The organism is Bartonella sp. AP11XZML (assembly GCF_042196445.1).
Taxonomy (GTDB): domain Bacteria; phylum Pseudomonadota; class Alphaproteobacteria; order Rhizobiales; family Rhizobiaceae; genus Bartonella.
Window position 1 is genome coordinate 1 of record NZ_JBHIQF010000044.1, and the last position, 16,823, is coordinate 16,823.

Genomic DNA, 16,823 nt, shown 5'->3' on the forward strand with positions numbered 1-16,823 from the left:
GGGACTTGTCTTCCATAACTGTCTTTGATAGGTTTTCCATTTTTATCTGTTGCATAGAGGACATTGCCATTTTCATCATGCTCAACCTCACCCTCAGGATGTTTTTTGACATAGGCGATTTTATAAATTTTATCAAAGTATCCCAATCCTTCATCCGATAAATCATTGATCATATCTACGCGATTATGCACTGCTCCCTCAAGCGGTGCAACATCTAGCTGTCCTACTGCTTGGTGGGCTGCTGCGGTGTTACGGTTGAGAGAGCCAATGATTTGTCCAGCATCTTGCCCCATCGCCGTCTGTCCAGTTATATCAGTAAGGATGATACTCCCATCACTGATAGCAGATTTGGTTTCCCCTTCTGCTCCATCCTTGGCTTTGCCGTGATTTAAAACATTTTTGGCAATGTTCTTTATCGTGTCATTCCCAGAAATGCTAAACCCATGGCTGCTGGCTTGAGCATGCGCACTGTTGGTGATATCACTGGTACTGATACTTCCTGTGGTCAGGCTGTTTTTTCTGCCGAGGCTGTGCTTTCAATAATACCTCCGGTCAAAGTTGTTTTATCTTNTATCCTTTTGGAAAGAGGCGCTCATAGAGCCCCCACCTATTTACTAAGGAAATAAACGTGTGTAACATCAAACATATTATCATACAGCCTGCTAAAGATGAGAGCTTTTGTTTTTTACCATTGGCTATGAAAGAAAATCCTTTGAGGACTATTTCAATCAACTTATCAAAAATAATATTAAACTTTTGTATGATATTCGTAAAAATCCAATAAGCAGAAAATACGGATTTTCAAAAAGACAATTAGAGAAAGTTGTAAACAACATTGATATTGAATATATAGCATATGCCTGAACTTGGAATTGCCTCTGAAAAACGAAGAAATTTGAAAACACAAAAGATTATGATCGCCTTTTTGAAGATTATCAAAATACAACTCTCAAGGATAATTCTTGTGCAATAAACAAATTATATCAAATTTTTTTAAACAAAAAGCGCGTTGCAATCACCTGTTTTGAAGCTAATGTATGCATGTGTCATAGAGGACAACTCGCATTAGCTCTCATTCCGTTGCCTGATTGGAAATATGAAATTAAGCACATCTAAAAAAATAAATTTGCATATTTTTAAAAAATGGGAGTGCCCATATGCCTCCCAGCCCCCTACCCATTCCTAATAACTTTTAAGTGATGCATGATTCACGCTACGGGTGAATTCTGCGCAAATCAAGGAAAAGAAATATGAACTGACTAATGAAACAATTGAGGTTGGTGGATACATTACACTTTACTGCATCCGTGCTTTGAGAGACTTTGGAGATGTAAAGGCAGGTGATCTTGGCGCTTTTATACAAAAAGAAGACAATCTAAGTCATGATGGCAATTGCTGAATAAGTGATGATGCAAAAGTCTATGGTTATGCCAAAGTTTTTGGGGATGCACAAGTTTTCGGTAGTACATTTATTAGTGGAAAAGCTAAAATTTATGACAGTCCATTGATTTCCATCAGAGCAAATATACGCTGGCTATTAAACAAGCGCAAAATGGCATCTCCAAGAAAATAAACAGACTTACAAAAGGCTCTTTCGATTGGTTATTGCATCAGTATTTACAAAGCATGCAATGGCATAATCAATTAGAATCTACTAAAAAAGTTAAATATCGAATTCTGAACAATGTTTCTAAAAATATTGCTGATCGTGCACATAAAAGCATAGAAAAACACCACATCCTTGACGCCGTAGACAGAAGGCGAGCTACTCTCGCAGCGGCAAAATATTTTTTGACCTCTTTAAACGATCTCTTTAATTGGGCGGTTGATAATGCCCTTTTAAATAGAAATCCTGCCTTTAATATAAAAGCACCAAAATCTTTAAACAGTGGGGGATTACTGCCATGGCTAGAAGAGGACATAGACAAATATTATCACCATTGGTCACATGGTACACATGAACGCGTCTGGATTGATGTTCTTCTTTATACAGGCTTGCGTCGTGGTGATGCCGTTCGTATCGGCTGGAAAGACGTCAAAGATAATATCATTTATCTCAAAACAGAAAAGAGCCAATTTAAAACAGATGTTTTTCTTCCTATTTTACCAGAACTAGAGGAAACCCTTAAAATTGGTCCCATAGGTGATCAAACATTCATTTGTGGTAAAGGTGGAAATAAGCTTGTCAAAGAAAGTTTTGGCAACCTCTTTCGTGAAGCATGTAATGCGGCGGATATTAAAAAATCAGCGCACCGATTGCGAAAATTAGCAGCAAAACGTGCTGCCAATGCTGGTGCTACGGTTTCACAAATGAAAGCGCTTTTTGGCTGGACCGAAGATAAAATGGCATCCCTTTGTACCAAAACAGCCGATAGAAAACGACTTGCAATAGAAGCAATCAAAAAGCTACAAAAAAGTTAGAGCAATGGGCGGCAGCTAAAAAAACAAACCAAAGCACCATCAAAATTATTAACGAAATCAAAGCGGCGTTTGAGGTGTATCAAAAACAAGAAGAGAAATAGGTGGTTGTGCCTGTTGTTTTGTTTGCCATAAATTATAGTTTGTTTGCATATCCAACCAAAATTTTGCTTTACTAAAACCAGCTAATTCTAATTTAATAGCAAGCTCGATACTTATAGAAGCATGTCCGTTAATCACTCTTGATAAAGAAGCTCTTGTCATATGGAGATGATCAGCTAATTTTTGTATTGTTATCCCCATTTCTTCTAAGAAAGCTACTTTCAGAACTTCACCCGGATGTGCGGGGTTATGCGTCATTTTTTTCATTCCTCTCATCAATGGTAATCTTGATAATCAACAAGCTCCACATCTGTTCCTATAAAGCGAAAAGTAACACGCCAATTTCCATTCATCCATATAGAATAGTACCCTGTAAGTTCACCTTTAAGAGGGTGTATTTTAAAGCCAGGCGCTCTCAACATTTCAGGCGTAGTAGCACTTGTTAAAGCCGTTAAGATAACGCGTAATTTTTTAAGTGATCTGGTCAAATAGCTTTTGTGGAACCTGTTGTATAAAATAATTTTAAGCCCTTATATTTAAAACTCACAATTGCCATTACCGCCCCTTGTCGTATATCGTTGCTATACGGTTAATAACAATAAGAGTCAAGCCCATGTTAGAAATATCTAATTCTATATCTGGAAAAAATGGATGGGAATAAGTGATAAAAAAGCTTCAAAAAGGTTAGGGATAGACACCCAAAAAAACATAACAGAATCAATGATTATAAAATCCCTTACTCTTGTAATAAATTATTGATTTTAATTGCCTTTTTTACACTCTTTTAGTGGTGCAAAACTATAACGATGTAATCCTATAACTGGTCCATATTTATCAAGAGCTGTACGATGCGCTAGCGTTGCATAACCTACATGCTTCTCTAAACCATACCCTTTATAAACTTGTCCTGTACATTCCATCATCCGATCACGCGTTACTTTCGCAATAATAGATGCGGCTGCAATTGAAACTGAACGCTGATCGCCCTTAATCAACGCCATTGCAGGACAGGACAACTCAGAAGGAATATCACGCCCATCAACAAGGACATAGTGGGCTGGAATGGCTAATCCTATAATACAGCGACGCATTGCTTCTAAAGTTGCTTTTCTAATATTAGATTGATCAATTGTACGAGCACAAAGACTGGCGACTGAAACCGCTAATGCACTTTGCAAAATTTCATGATAAAGTCTATTTCGTTGGAGAAAAGAAAGTTTTTTTGAATCATTTAACCCATTAGGAATACGATCTTTATCCAAGATAACCGCTGCTGTTACCACAGGTCCAGCGAGAGGCCCCCGTCCTACTTCATCAACACCTGCTATATGAAAAAAACCCTGTTTTTGCAAATCCAATTCGCACGAAAAATTTGGTTGAAGCGGCAAATTAAACATCTTTGATACATCACAAATACAACAAACATACATCTATTTCTGTAGCCTGATCATTTTTTGCAAGCATTACAGTTTTAAATGGCTCTTCAAACATTCCACGAATTCTTGCACAAAAAATAAAAAACACATTTCTTTGGTTACCCTCTTTCATTATGTATAATAAAATCATGATGAAATAAAAGCTTTTATATTTATTTATCAAATATTTCCTAAAGTCATGATAGGTTTTACAAACCAATTTGGGTGCATTGATTTGATAAAAAGAGCTGCTTGTTGCGCCGTTTGTTTATTTTTAAAAATGCCAAAGCAAGTTGCTCCCGTTCCAGACATACGGGAAAAAAGAGCCCCACATTCATCTAATATAGATAACACTTCAGCTAACTGAGGTGCTATTTTTAATGCAGGAGAAAAAAGATCATTACGCGTTTCTTGTAAAGCTTCAACCAATGAATCAACACTTTTTAAAGCGTCTGTATTAATTTTTAAAGAAGGATTATGACGCTTCTCTAACGCTTTAAAAACAGCTTGTGTTGAAATCTCTTGTCCATGATTAACCAATACCATTGCTAATGAACAAGCTTCTTTTAGTCGTATCATCTCTTGACCAATTCCTTTAACCAAAAGCGGCTGCTGATATTCTAATGCACAAAGACACATGGGAACATCAGCACCAAGAACTAAGCTCTTTTTTGCTAATTCTTCGTAAGGGCAATCAAGATTCCACTGTTGACGCAACATGCTGATAACCCCAGCTGCATCACCTGAGCCGCCACCAATGCCTGAAGCAACAGGTAATGTTTTTACAAGCCGAAAAAAAGCAGGTTGAGCACATTCCGGAAAAGTCTTATGCATAAAGTCCCGTGCGCAAATAACCAAATTGTCTAAATGAGAAACAAGTCCTTTTGCAAACGACCCCGTCAAAACAAACTGATTATTTTCACAAGGTGCATAGTGTAGACAATCACCACTAAGACTAAAATAAACCAAACTTTCTATTAAATGATACCCATCAACACGTTGCCCCACAACATGTAAAGCTAAATTCAATTTAATAGGTGTAAATAAATAGGAATGTCTTTGGAACGAAGTTTGTACATTTGATATCATATGACGTAATATTCACTTACATAGGGTTCTTTTAAAAATTCCCCCCTTTTACCCATACTTTTAGCACGAGCCCTATAAACAGCTTGGAATATTCTTAATCGTTTTCTAAAAAAACAATAAATATAAAGAGTTCTCATACAAAATAAACGACATGTTCTCATTCTTATCATTTCAAGCCTTTTTTCTTCTAGTATCTGTTTTTAGATAAAAATCTCTCTGGCTTGAATGATCCTTTCCATCACAAACCATAACGCTGCCAAAGAGCTCGCTCTTCTGCTGCCATCAATGCACTATCAACGACTGTATAAACCGTATGTGCCGTCACTCCTGAAGGCGTTTTAGGTCCTAAAAAACTTTTTGGAGGCATAATAAGTCGAAGTTTTGCATCATTACCAAAGCGCTCCTTAATAACAGAACGTACATCATTCAATCCATCAACCAGACCAAGCCCAACGCTTTGTTTTCCACTCCAAAACATTCCTGTAAAGAGATTCGAATCATCTGATAATTTTTCAGCACGCCGTTCTTTAACCAAATCGATAAAAGTTTGATGCACTTCAAGTTGGAGAGATTTCAAATGCTCAATATCCGCCTTTTTTTCTGGCTGAAATGGATCTAATGTAACTTTGTTCTTTCCTGCTGTGTATACACGCCGTTCGATACCAATTTTCTTCAAAAGTTCCGGAAAACCAAAGGAAGCAGAAACCACTCCAATGGAACCAACAATTGAAGAAGGATCTGCAAAAATTTCATCCCCTGCACAAGCAATCATATAACCACCAGATGCTGCAATATCTTCAATAAACACAAGAACCTTTTTATTTTTTTCTTCTGCCAAGTCACGAATGCGCTTGAAGATAAAACGCGATTGTACAGGTGAACCACCAGGAGAATTAATAATAAGTGCAACAACCGGTGACTTTTTGTGTGCGAAAGCCTTCTCTAAAAGATTTGCACACCTACTGAGGGAAAGGGTACGAGATATAGATGCTGATGAATCCATAATTGCTCCTTGAAGGCGCACCACAGGAATTTCAAGTTTATCGGAAGAAAAACGGCGTGGAATAAAACTTTTAATAAAATCCATCAAAACAAAATCTCCTTATAAATTAAGAACAATTAAATAGGCAAGGACAACAAAAAGGAACAACGTGATACCATCCAAAAGCGCCAATCAATCCCCACATTACAATCAGAAATATAACTTCACCCAAAAGCTAAGCCTCCCTAATGACAAAGTGTAGACTTTAAATAATAAACTAAAAAACACAAGATACTATTAGAAAAGTTCCCACAAGCTTATATATCCATTATTAATTGCATCAACTCGAGGTGAAAAAGTATGGTCATTACCTTCATGTATAACCAATGCCGGTAAAATAGATAAAGCTGCTCTGCTTCCTCGTTTTGCGTAAAATAAAAGACGAATTGCTGCTGTTTTCGCACGGGCATGCACAGGAATTATACAAATACCACCAAAACGCCCTTCTAAAGCATGCAAGATATCTCTCAACGATTGTGGACGTGCAATGAGCCCTAAGTATCCACCTGGCTTAACAATAGCTGCTGCACTCCGCAACCAGTTATCAAACATTGCTTCAGACATAACATGTGCTTCAGATTTTTGTTTATCAGGTGTCTTACGATCGGTGGGATTATTAAAAGGTGGATTCATAATCGCAAAATCAAAGCTATTATCTATCAAACCTGCTTTTATACGGGCATTCCCTTTGAAGGTAACATCTGCTTCTAGCAAACAAATTCGGCTAGCAAATTGTTTATTTTGTTTTAGCATAAGCGTTTTTTGAGCGTAAGATACCATAAAAGCTGAACGTTCAACTAAGGTAACATGAACTTTCAGACAACGCGAAGCAACAGCCAAACCCGCAGCTCCAGCACCTGCACCTAAATCAACAACCTTGCCCTTTAAATCACTTGGAACCAAACTAGCTAATAACATCGCATCCATTCCAGAACGATGACCATATTTATGGGGTTGAACCAAATAAAATTTTCCGCGGTGAAAACTGTCAATTGTTTCACCACTCTGATTCGCTGCTTTATCCATTTAAAAGCCTAATGCTCACCTTTATAAATTGCATTTTTGCCATTCAGCTACTATTTTAAATTTTTTATTATTTCATAATAATAAGATTACACTCGCTAAAGAACATTTCTTGCCAATAACATTCCAAGCTAACACTTTTAAACGACATCAAAAGCTTGAGTCAAAACCAAACCCCCTTTATGCTAATGAATAAAGTAAATTTTATATATGTCCATTGCAATACTCTAGGAGTAAACACATTGAGTGCAGCTATCAAACCAAAACAAATAAGAAATAATCAAATTTCTCTTCAATCTCTTGTCAATCTTACTCAAAAAGATATGGATTGCGTAAATCAATTTATTCTCTCTATGGCAAAATCAGAGGTTGAGATGATCCCTGAAATTTCTAACCATCTTATTTCATCAGGTGGAAAGCGATTACGCCCAATGATTACGCTCGCTTCTGCTCATATGTTCGGTTATCAAAGTGACGGGCATATAAAACTCGCAACAGCTGTTGAATTTATGCATACAGCAACATTACTACACGATGATGTGATTGACGAAAGTAATTTACGACGTGGAAAATCTACAGCACGGATGATCTGGGGGAATCAAGCAAGTGTACTTGTTGGTGATTTCCTATTGGGCCAGGCCTTTAAAATGATGGTCGATGTCGGTTCCATAGAAGCACTCTCTGTCCTAGCCAACGCTGCTGCAATTATTGCTGAAGGAGAAGTTATGCAACTTTCTGCCGCAAAAAATATAAAAACCAGCCCTTCAGAATATCTCAAAATCATCAATGCAAAAACAGCAGCACTTTTTTCAGCAGCCGCTGAAGTAGGACCCATTATTGCTGGCTATGGAAATAAAGAGCGTTCTTCATTACGTGAATATGGAACATCCTTAGGTTTAGCTTTCCAATTAATTGATGATGCACTTGACTATAGCGGTAGTGCTCAAAACTTAGGAAAAAATATAGGGGATGATTTTAGAGAAGGAAAAATCACAATGCCTGTTATTCTCGCATATGAGCGTGGGAATATGGTAGAAAAAGATTTCTGGAAAAAAGCGCTTGAAGATGGCAATAATAATGATGAATCCTTCGCACACGCGCAACACTTAATGGAAAAGTATGATAGTATCACAGATACAATAGAACAATCACGCATCTATGGAAAATATGCAATTGATGCTCTTGTTCCCATGAATGAAAATCTTGCTTATAATGCTCTCGTTGAGACTGTTGAATTTTGTATTGCGCGTGTAAACTGAATTCTTTGCAAGAATCGCAGTATTTCTCAACACAGTAATGAGATATGATCTATAAACAACACCATCAATTGATTATCTTGAAAAGGATTAGCTCCATGTGCTCTGCAACGGTATCTCGACTTTTTGCCCTCTTTATCGTGGGTATCATGCTGATGCCATCCCTCACCTACAGTAAAATAAGTGCAGCAACTCATACAAGCTCATTTACAGGTGCTTATTTAGCTGGAAGAGTTGCAAATCATGAAAATAAAACAGAACTTGCTATCAATTATTTTAAACAAGCACTGGTTTATCAACCTAATAACATTGAAACACAAAAAGAGCTCCTTGAAGCTATGCTCTCGGTCGGAAACTTTAAAGAAGCTGTCCAACAAGCCCAAAAACTAAAAGAGAACGATGTTATAACTCCCTTTGTTTCCTTAACTTTGTCAGTAGAAAGTCTCATCAAAAAAGATTATAAGAATGCCAAGGCTCTTCTGAAATTAAAGGAACTTCCTACGTCCAATAATCCAATACCTGAACTCATCGGCGCTTGGATTACATTTGGATCTGGACAAAAATCTCAGGCAATCGATGATCTTAAGAAACTCAAAGGTCCTGTCTGGTATGATCTTTTTATATCTTATCATCTAGCACTTATGAGCGACCTTGCAGAACGGCCAAAGGATGCAAAAAAATATTTCATTAAAGCACTGAGTAACAAACAGGGAACTCTTATCGCTCCTAATACTTATGAGCGTATTATCATAGCCTATGCCTCATTCCAATTGCGCCATAATATGCGCAACCAAGCTCTTCAAACAATCCAGCATGGCGAACAAATGTTGTCAGGTCGAGAAGTCCTTAAAAACTTTCAAGAAAAAATTGAAAAAAATTCTTTCTTAGAGAGAGTTATTAAAACACCTCAACAAGGAGCAGCCGAGGTATTATATAATTTTGGAACAGCCCTCAACTACAAAAACTCAGGGCGAATTGCACGTATTTTTAAGCAATTATCTTTCGCCTTATACCCTCAAAATGACGCAACACTGTTTCAGCTCGCACACATTTCTGCTAAATTGAACGATCCACATCAAGCAATTAAACTTTATCGCGCTTTATCCCCTAAATCTCCTTATTATAAAGATGGACAACTTCATCTTGCATTCCTTCTTGCCAATAACAACAATTACAAAGAAGCAATAAAATTACTCACATTGTTAAATAAAAAATTTCCCAATGATCGTAATATTTTGATAACGCTCGTTGCTTTTTATATGCAGGACAATAAATTTCTTGAGGCCATTAAAACTCTAGACTACGCTATTACAAAGATAAAAAACTTTCAGCAGGACGATTGGAAACTCTTTTATCAGCGTGGTATTGCTTTTGAACGTTTAAAGCAATGGCCAAAAGCAGAACTTGACTTGCGAAAATCACTTGAATTTTTCCCAAATCAACCGCAGGTTCTTAATTATTTAGCCTATTCCCTTGTGGAACGTGGTGAGAAGCTTGAAGAATCGCTCCGTATGCTACAAAAAGCCTCTGCTTTACAAGCTCACAACAGTCATATTCTCGATTCTTTAGGGTGGGCTTATTATAAACTAAAAGAATATAATAAAGCAGTGCAAATATTAGAAAATGCTGTCAGATTACAACCTGAGGACCCAACACTAAATGATCATTTAGGGGATGCCTATTGGAAAGTTGGGCGTAAACGTGAAGCAATCTTTCAATGGAATCACGCAATTGACGGAAAACCAGAAAATTCTGAACAAATTCAAGAAAAGTTGAAATTTGGTTTGCAATAAACGATGCTTAACCATAAACCACATGAATAATAAATAGAGAAACTAAAATTACTTTGGTTTTTTGTTTAGTCCAATATAAAGAGTATAAAGCGTGAAACTGCCTGAACATCTTAACCCAAAACGTTCTTTTCAGGGACTAATATTAACTTTGCAAAATTATTGGGCACACTATGGGTGTGCAATTTTGCAACCTTACGATATGGAAGTCGGAGCTGGGACTTTTCATCCAGCAACAACATTACGCTCTCTAGGACCACGCCCTTGGAAAGTTGCTTATGTCCAACCCTCTCGACGTCCAACAGATGGCCGATATGGTAAGAATCCAAATCGTTTACAACACTATTATCAATTCCAAGTGCTTCTCAAACCCTCTCCGCTCAATCTACAAGAACTTTATATAAAGTCGCTACAAGCTATCGGGCTTGATACAAAACTGCATGATATTCGCTTTGTTGAAGATGATTGGGAAAGTCCCACTCTTGGTGCTTGGGGGCTTGGATGGGAATGTTGGTGCGATGGAATGGAAGTCTCTCAATTTACTTATTTTCAACAAGTGTGCGGCATTGAATGCGCTCCAGTTTCAGGGGAACTCACATACGGTCTTGAGCGTCTAGCGATGTATATCCAAGGGGTTGATAACGTCTATGACCTTAACTTTAATGGTTTGGAGGGAGAAAACAAAATAAGTTATAGAGATATTTTTTTACAGGCAGAACAGGAATACTCATATTATAACTTCGAATTTGCTGATACAAAACTGCTCCATCAGCACTTTATCGATGCAGAACGCGAATGCAGCGCACTTCTTGATGCTGGAAAACCAAATAAAGAAAATGTATTCCATCGCTGTGTTTTTCCTGCCTATGATCAATGTATTAAAGCGAGCCATATCTTTAATCTTTTGCAAGCACGTGGCGTTATTTCTGTAACCGAACGACAAAATTACATTCTTCGCGTTCGTAATCTCGCGCGCCGTTGTGGGGAAGCCTTCTTACTCACAGAAGCTGGACAAATATATACTGGAGAAGCCTAATGTCTGATCTTCTTCTTGAACTTTTCAGTGAAGAAATCCCCGCACGTATGCAACGAAAAGCTGCTGCTGATCTTAAGAAATCTGTTACAGATCAACTTGTGAATGCTGGATTGATCTATGAAGCTGCTCGTGAATATTGGACACCTCGTCGGCTAACATTGGACATACGCGGACTTTCCACACGCTCCAAAGATGTCCATGAAGAACGCAAAGGTCCCAGTATAAAATCACCACAGCATGTAATTGATGGTTTTCTACGTGCAACAGGATTAAATGATGTTTCTGAAGCGCATATTGGACATGATGATAAAAAAGGTCATTTTTATATTGCTAAAATTGTTAAAAAAGGTCGAGCTGCAGAAGAAATTATTGCCGATATTTTACCGGATATTATCCGCAACTTTCCGTGGATGAAATCTATGCGTTGGGGAAAAGATTCAGCACAAAGTGGTACTTTGAAGTGGATTAGACCTTTACAAAACATTCTTTGCATCTTCGGACAAGAAATTGGTGAAACACATGTTATTCCGTTTACAATTGGTTCTCTTAAAAGCAATAATTTAACTTATGGTCATCGTTTCTTAAGTGATGGAGAGCCATTTCAAGTGCGCCGCTTTGATGACTATGTTACTCAACTTGAAACCCATAAAGTCATTCTGGATGCCGAAAGACGAAAGAATATTATTTTAGCTGATGCCCAAAATCTCTGCTTTGCAAACGGTTTAGAACTGGTTCAAGATAATCCCCTCCTAGAAGAAGTTGCTGGTCTTGTTGAATGGCCTGTTATCCTGATGGGTGATTTTGACAAATCATTCCTTGATATTCCTCCAGAAATTATTCGCTTGACCATTCGAGCCAATCAAAAATGTTTTGTCACCCGCAAACAAGGAGAAAAAGTAAAACTTTCTCATCATTTTATTCTCGTTTCTAATATTCTTGCAAATGATGAAGGCAAAGAAATTTCGAAAGGAAATAGTAAGGTTGTCCGTGCCCGTCTTTCTGATGCACTTCATTTTTGGCAAACCGATCAGCATGATTTGCCTGATCTTCAACAATTGGAATCTTCTATAAAAAAATTTGAGCTTGATATAAAAAAACCTCTCGATCAAAGAATGGCGCGACTTGATCATTTGAATGTAACCTTTCATGCTAAATTAGGTACACAAGGTAAAAGAATAGAACGCATTGCTACACTCGCACAAGAAATTGCCCCTTTGATACAAACAGATCCTCTTTTAGCAAAACGTGCAGCCATCCTTGCAAAAGCTGATTTGCAAACAGAAATTGTCGGAGAATTTCCTGAACTACAAGGTGTTATGGGGCAAAAATACGCCCTTCTTCAAGGGGAAGATCCTCGCGTAGCTGTAGCAATCGAAGACCATTATAAACCTCAAGGACCAACAGATCGTCTTCCACAAGAACCACTTGCTATAACCGTTATGCTCGCCGACAAAATTGACATGCTCGTTGGCTTTTGGCTCATTAATGAAAAACCAACGGGCTCAAAAGATCCCTATGCGTTAAGACGAGCAGCATTGGGAATTATTAGGCTTGTACTTTCGCGAGATTGGAAAATCAATCTTATGCCGCTGTTCCAGTTAGCAACGAATCTTTTCTTACAACAAAAAAATAAATATGAAATCTCTCAAAGAGAAAATTCACAATTGCAGAATCTGCTTCCAGAAAAAACAGAATATATTTTATCAGATCTGTTATTCTTTTTTCATGACCGTTTGAAAATCTATCTAAAAGAGGAAGGCGCTCGTTACGATGCCCTTGAAGCCGTTTTAAATAAAGATTCTGATGATTTTTTATTGGTTGCACGTCGTGTCGAATCGCTTATCGCTTTCATCAATACCCACGATGGAATGAACTTTGTAGCCTCTGTAAAACGTACTGCCAATATTCTTGAAAATGAATTTCAAAAAAGCACAACAATAGCGAATGAAATTAATCCTGAGCTCTTTGTCGAGAAAGAAGAAAAGCAGCTCTATCATGCAATCTGTGAAGTAGAAAGAAAGGTTCTTGCTCCCATCAATGCAACAAATTTATCATTTGCACTCAGTGTGCTAGCGCCACTTGGAAAATTGATTGATATATTTTTTGAAAAAGTATTGGTGAATGATAAAAAAACTGATGTTCGTGCTAACCGTCTTGCTCTTCTCAAACGCACTCACATTGTTACACAATCGGTTGCAGACTTCTCAAAACTTGTCATTTAAAATCAAAATACCCTATTAACTGATAAAAACAATGAAGATAATTTTTTCTTTTTTATGACTTTTATTAATTAATATTGAGAAAATTATGCAACCAAAGAGACTGTTCTTTATCTCTCAAATATCATTAATTAAGATATGTTTTCATTTTGATAAATGATTCTTTCTCAAGAGACTCTTTGATAAGTTCATCTGCCTTGTTAGAATCTATTTTCCTTGCAATAATGGTACGTGCTGTAGAAATTGCCAAATCAATCGCCGATGAAGAAACCATGCGTATTGCATCCGCTTCTGCTTGGGCAATTTTTTGTTCTGCCAATTTATTGCGGTTTTTTACATATTCTTCTGCTTTTGCACGGGCCTCAGCAATAACAGATTCAACTTCATGCTTTGCTGCTGCAATAATTTCTTGCGCATCTTTTTCTGCTTCTGCATGTTTGCGTTGATATTCAGCCAATATTTCCTGTGCCTCTTCACGAAGACGCAGAGCCTCATCCAGTTCATCTTTGATACGTTTCGCGCGCGCATCAAGATGGTGTATAACCCTCTGTGGAATTTGGAAATAGACTAAAAGAGCCAAAAAAAGAACTAACCCAACAAATGCCCAAAAAGTATCAGTCATCTTTGTCTTCCTCAATAATCCGCAGTTTTAACAACTGAACGAACAGCCTCTTTGCTGATATCAACGTCAATCAATTTTTTCACAATTTCAAGAGCTACTTCTTCAGCGATAGAACCAACATTTTGCATCGCTTTATCCCGAATTTTTGCTATCTGTTTTTCAGCATCTGCGAGTTTTTTCTCTAGACTCTCTTCAATTTCTTTCCGTTCAAGCTCTGCCTTTTCTTTTAATTCTTCACTAGCTACCTGCGCTATAGCCTGCGCGTTCAAACGCGCTTCTGCTAATTTCCGCTCATAAGTTTCAACAACAATGTCTGCTTCTTGCTTCATGCGCATTGCCTGATCTAAATCAGATGCGATTCGATCTCGCCGTGTTTCAATAACACCGCCAATACGTGGTACAATTACACGGGAGATAAAAAGATAAAACAGTCCGAAAGAAATTGCCAACCAGAAAAAATGCGAACCAAAATGCACAAAATCAAAAGGCGGAAACACACGATTTGCATGCTCTGCTACCTTTTTAATATGTTCTATCGACGTTTCAGTGTTCTGTGCATAAGCGCTTGAAACAAACATCTTCTTTCATCCTTTAAATAGCTTATTAAAGCCCTCTATAACCGATGATAACTGACAAACATCTCTCTGGCATCTCTCTAGTTAAGAGCCTAAAAGGGTAAATCTTTCCTCATGCAAGAACAGATATACCCTTTTGATAATGATTAAACCCCAAAAAGAAGTAATAAAGCAATGAGCAATGAAAAAATTCCCAAAGCTTCTGTTACAGCAAAACCAAAGACGAGACGTCCAAACTGACTATCTGCTGCTGATGGATTTCGTAATGCACCAGAAAGATAGCTACCAAAAATATTACCAAGTCCTAAAGCTGTTCCAGCCATACCAAAGCAAGCAAGACCAGCGCCAATATATTTTGCTGCAAGCACCATTTCCATGTTATTCTCCTTTAAAGCGAAATTGCATTATTCGACGGAAAACCGCCAGTTCTATTAATGTCCTGGATGAATTGCATCATTAAGATACATACAAGTTAAAACCGTAAAGACGTAAGCCTGAAGAAATGCGACCAAAAACTCAAGAGCAGTAATTGCTACAGTCATAATAAGCGGTAAAATCGAACCACCCACACCTACGATTCCTACCCCAATCATTGAAACAACAAACCCAGAAAACACTTTAAGCGTAATATGACCAGCAAGCATATTCGCAAAAAGACGAAGAGAAAGACTAATTGGACGGGAGAGAAAAGAAATAACCTCAATCATTGTCACCAGAGGTAAAACCACAACAGGAACTCCACTGGGAACGAACAGTTTCAAAAAACTGACCCCATGCTTATAAAAGCCATAACCAATCACCGTCAAAATTACCACCATTGCTAACGAAAACGTGATCATGATTTGAGACGTAACCGTATAAAAATAAGGAAAGAGACCAATAAAGTTAGCAACCAAAATAAAAGTAAACAGAGAAAAAACTAAAGGAAAAAACTGCATTCCCTGCACACCAGATGATTCCCGCAGAGTCGATGCTACAAATTCATATGCCATTTCCGAAAGAGACTGCATCCGCGTTGGAACCAATCCACGACTCGATGATGAAATAAAGAGAAAAATAGAAGTTACAACAACCGTGAGAACTGTAAACAATGATACATTTGTAAACGATAAATCCATATTTCCTATGGAAATCTTAATCAGCCTTAAAACCTCAAACTGATGAATAGGATCTGGAGCGTGCGCTGTCACTTCAACCTCATTTATCGGACCTCTCATTGGCCCCTTTATTTTGTTTATCTTGGCGCAATACGCCTTTTTTTCCTAATTGACTGGAGGAAACATACCCCACAGACCGAAGAATACTCAATACACCAGCAGCAAACCCAAAGAAGAGAAAAAATACCAATCCCCAAGGCCATGAACCTGCTAACTTATCAAACCCCAACCCCAAAACAATACCAACTATAATACTTGCCAGAAACTCACTGGAAAGCTTAATTGCACCTGCCATCCTTCCTTGTGATTTTTCCCGCTTATTCCTACGCTCCCGCTTCTTTAATGCTTGCTTGCGCACTAAAGCTACGCTTAAGTTCCTACTACGACATTCCAAATCCTCTGAATGAAGACACTCTCCTTGCTTTTCCTCTTCAGCCTCCTTACGGCTCATAACGGGTTTCTCGCCCATCGCCATCATTGGCTCCTTAATTAAAAAGCAACGTAAGAATACATTTCATAAAACCGTGTGCATCATATTGTTCCAGAATTTATTCGTCAAGATACTAAAAGAAATCTATCACAAGTTATCGTATAAATTTTATTGCAGAAATAACGTATTTTTCAATTTACATGCTTTCTTAAAAAGATATTCCAAGCACCTAAACCGATTTCACGACAGCACCCGTGAATGTATAACGAAAAGTTCACGTGAATAATATAAAACTCATAGAACAACCATTTTTACACTTAACAAAAGTTGTAAACCAATACCATCTTATTTTCCGACTCCCAATGTTATATCAGTCCTAGTTTTGAAAGAGAACATAGAAAGCTAAAAACAGTATGAGAGCATTGGTTTTCTCCTTTTATTCGAATAAACTTGCACTTTTTATTTTATGAAAATGAAATAATCAATGGTTTCTATATGATCCTATTCGCAAAGTATTTTATATACGCCATTACAGGCCCCATCACGAAATGAGCTTGAGGGTATTAAGAGAAGGTCCTTTAAATACAAGATATTAATAAATCCAAAATTTCAAATAGATTAAGCCAATAGAACACAATAAAATTTAAAT

At 37.5% G+C, this 16,823-nt stretch carries 15 protein-coding genes and 4 pseudogenes; 7 read left to right on the top strand and 12 right to left on the bottom strand.

The features are described 5' to 3' along the window. Nucleotides 1–293: pseudogene (locus ACFIMG_RS04895) on the bottom strand (filamentous hemagglutinin); the annotation flags it as partial. 463 nt (nt 294–756) lie between these two features. Here ACFIMG_RS04895 and ACFIMG_RS04900 point away from each other — a divergent pair. The 3 genes and pseudogenes from ACFIMG_RS04900 to ACFIMG_RS04910 form a co-directional block, all read left to right on the top strand. After that, a pseudogene (locus tag ACFIMG_RS04900) lies at nt 757–1,116 on the top strand (DUF488 family protein). Nucleotides 1,117–1,219: 103 nt separating this feature from the next. Continuing rightward, a complete protein-coding gene (locus ACFIMG_RS04905; RefSeq protein WP_375678270.1) occupies nt 1,220–1,399 on the top strand; it encodes a hypothetical protein in 180 nt (59 codons plus the stop codon). Between the two features lie 125 nt (nt 1,400–1,524). Next, nucleotides 1,525–2,421 (top strand): annotated as a pseudogene (locus ACFIMG_RS04910) (tyrosine-type recombinase/integrase); the annotation flags it as partial. Between the two features lie 57 nt (nt 2,422–2,478). On the opposite strand, the gene ACFIMG_RS04915 reads toward ACFIMG_RS04910, so the two are convergent. The 6 genes and pseudogenes from ACFIMG_RS04915 to ACFIMG_RS04940 form a co-directional block, all read right to left on the bottom strand. Then, on the bottom strand, nt 2,479–2,778 hold the full coding sequence (locus ACFIMG_RS04915; RefSeq protein ID WP_375678271.1) for a HigA family addiction module antitoxin: 300 nt from the start codon (nt 2,776–2,778) through the stop codon (nt 2,479–2,481). A gap of 17 nt (nt 2,779–2,795) precedes the next feature. Next, nucleotides 2,796–3,076: pseudogene (locus ACFIMG_RS04920) on the bottom strand (type II toxin-antitoxin system RelE/ParE family toxin). A 205-nt stretch (nt 3,077–3,281) separates the two neighbouring features. Next, complete coding sequence (locus tag ACFIMG_RS04925; RefSeq protein WP_375678272.1) at nt 3,282–3,917, bottom strand: ribonuclease HII; 636 nt, start codon at nt 3,915–3,917, stop codon at nt 3,282–3,284. Between the two features lie 198 nt (nt 3,918–4,115). Beyond that, entirely contained in the window at nt 4,116–5,024 is a 909-nt protein-coding gene (locus ACFIMG_RS04930) for a 4-(cytidine 5'-diphospho)-2-C-methyl-D-erythritol kinase (protein ID WP_375678273.1), read from the bottom strand. A 238-nt stretch (nt 5,025–5,262) separates the two neighbouring features. Beyond that, on the bottom strand, nt 5,263–6,111 hold the full coding sequence (locus tag ACFIMG_RS04935; protein ID WP_375612095.1) for a S49 family peptidase: 849 nt from the start codon (nt 6,109–6,111) through the stop codon (nt 5,263–5,265). A gap of 192 nt (nt 6,112–6,303) precedes the next feature. Next, nucleotides 6,304–7,092, bottom strand: a complete 789-nt coding sequence (locus tag ACFIMG_RS04940; RefSeq protein ID WP_375678274.1) for a tRNA1(Val) (adenine(37)-N6)-methyltransferase — start codon at nt 7,090–7,092, stop codon at nt 6,304–6,306. Between the two features lie 179 nt (nt 7,093–7,271). On the opposite strand from ACFIMG_RS04940, the gene ACFIMG_RS04945 reads away from it, so the two are divergent. The 4 genes from ACFIMG_RS04945 to glyS all read left to right on the top strand — a co-directional run bounded on the left by ACFIMG_RS04945 (nt 7,272) and on the right by glyS (nt 13,393). After that, entirely contained in the window at nt 7,272–8,348 is a 1,077-nt protein-coding gene (locus ACFIMG_RS04945) for a polyprenyl synthetase family protein (RefSeq protein WP_375678275.1), read from the top strand. A 95-nt stretch (nt 8,349–8,443) separates the two neighbouring features. Beyond that, nucleotides 8,444–10,138, top strand: a complete 1,695-nt coding sequence (locus tag ACFIMG_RS04950; RefSeq protein WP_375678276.1) for a tetratricopeptide repeat protein — start codon at nt 8,444–8,446, stop codon at nt 10,136–10,138. 91 nt (nt 10,139–10,229) lie between these two features. After that, nucleotides 10,230–11,171, top strand: coding sequence for a glycine--tRNA ligase subunit alpha (locus ACFIMG_RS04955; RefSeq protein ID WP_375606430.1), 942 nt, complete (start codon nt 10,230–10,232; stop codon nt 11,169–11,171). After that, nucleotides 11,171–13,393: a glycine--tRNA ligase subunit beta gene (glyS, locus tag ACFIMG_RS04960; RefSeq protein WP_375678277.1), complete on the top strand. Its 2,223-nt coding sequence runs from the start codon at nt 11,171–11,173 to the stop codon at nt 13,391–13,393. Before ACFIMG_RS04955 ends, glyS begins: the two co-directional genes overlap by 1 nt. A 124-nt stretch (nt 13,394–13,517) precedes the next feature. Here glyS and ACFIMG_RS04965 read toward each other — a convergent pair whose 3' ends face one another. From ACFIMG_RS04965 to ACFIMG_RS04985, 5 genes are all read right to left on the bottom strand, one after another. Next, nucleotides 13,518–14,012 (bottom strand): F0F1 ATP synthase subunit B, encoded by a 495-nt coding sequence (locus tag ACFIMG_RS04965; protein ID WP_375678278.1) that lies wholly within the window; start codon nt 14,010–14,012, stop codon nt 13,518–13,520. Nucleotides 14,013–14,023: 11 nt separating this feature from the next. Continuing rightward, nucleotides 14,024–14,590 carry a F0F1 ATP synthase subunit B gene (locus tag ACFIMG_RS04970; RefSeq protein WP_273790398.1) on the bottom strand — a complete coding sequence of 189 codons (567 nt, stop codon included), beginning with the start codon at nt 14,588–14,590 and terminating at the stop codon, nt 14,024–14,026. A 143-nt stretch (nt 14,591–14,733) separates the two neighbouring features. Then, complete coding sequence (locus ACFIMG_RS04975; RefSeq protein ID WP_005773968.1) at nt 14,734–14,964, bottom strand: F0F1 ATP synthase subunit C; 231 nt, start codon at nt 14,962–14,964, stop codon at nt 14,734–14,736. Between the two features lie 54 nt (nt 14,965–15,018). Next, entirely contained in the window at nt 15,019–15,777 is a 759-nt protein-coding gene (locus ACFIMG_RS04980; RefSeq protein WP_375612111.1) for a F0F1 ATP synthase subunit A, read from the bottom strand. A gap of 7 nt (nt 15,778–15,784) precedes the next feature. Beyond that, nucleotides 15,785–16,219 carry an AtpZ/AtpI family protein gene (locus tag ACFIMG_RS04985; protein ID WP_375678279.1) on the bottom strand — a complete coding sequence of 145 codons (435 nt, stop codon included), beginning with the start codon at nt 16,217–16,219 and terminating at the stop codon, nt 15,785–15,787. Nucleotides 16,220–16,823 lie beyond the last annotated feature (604 nt).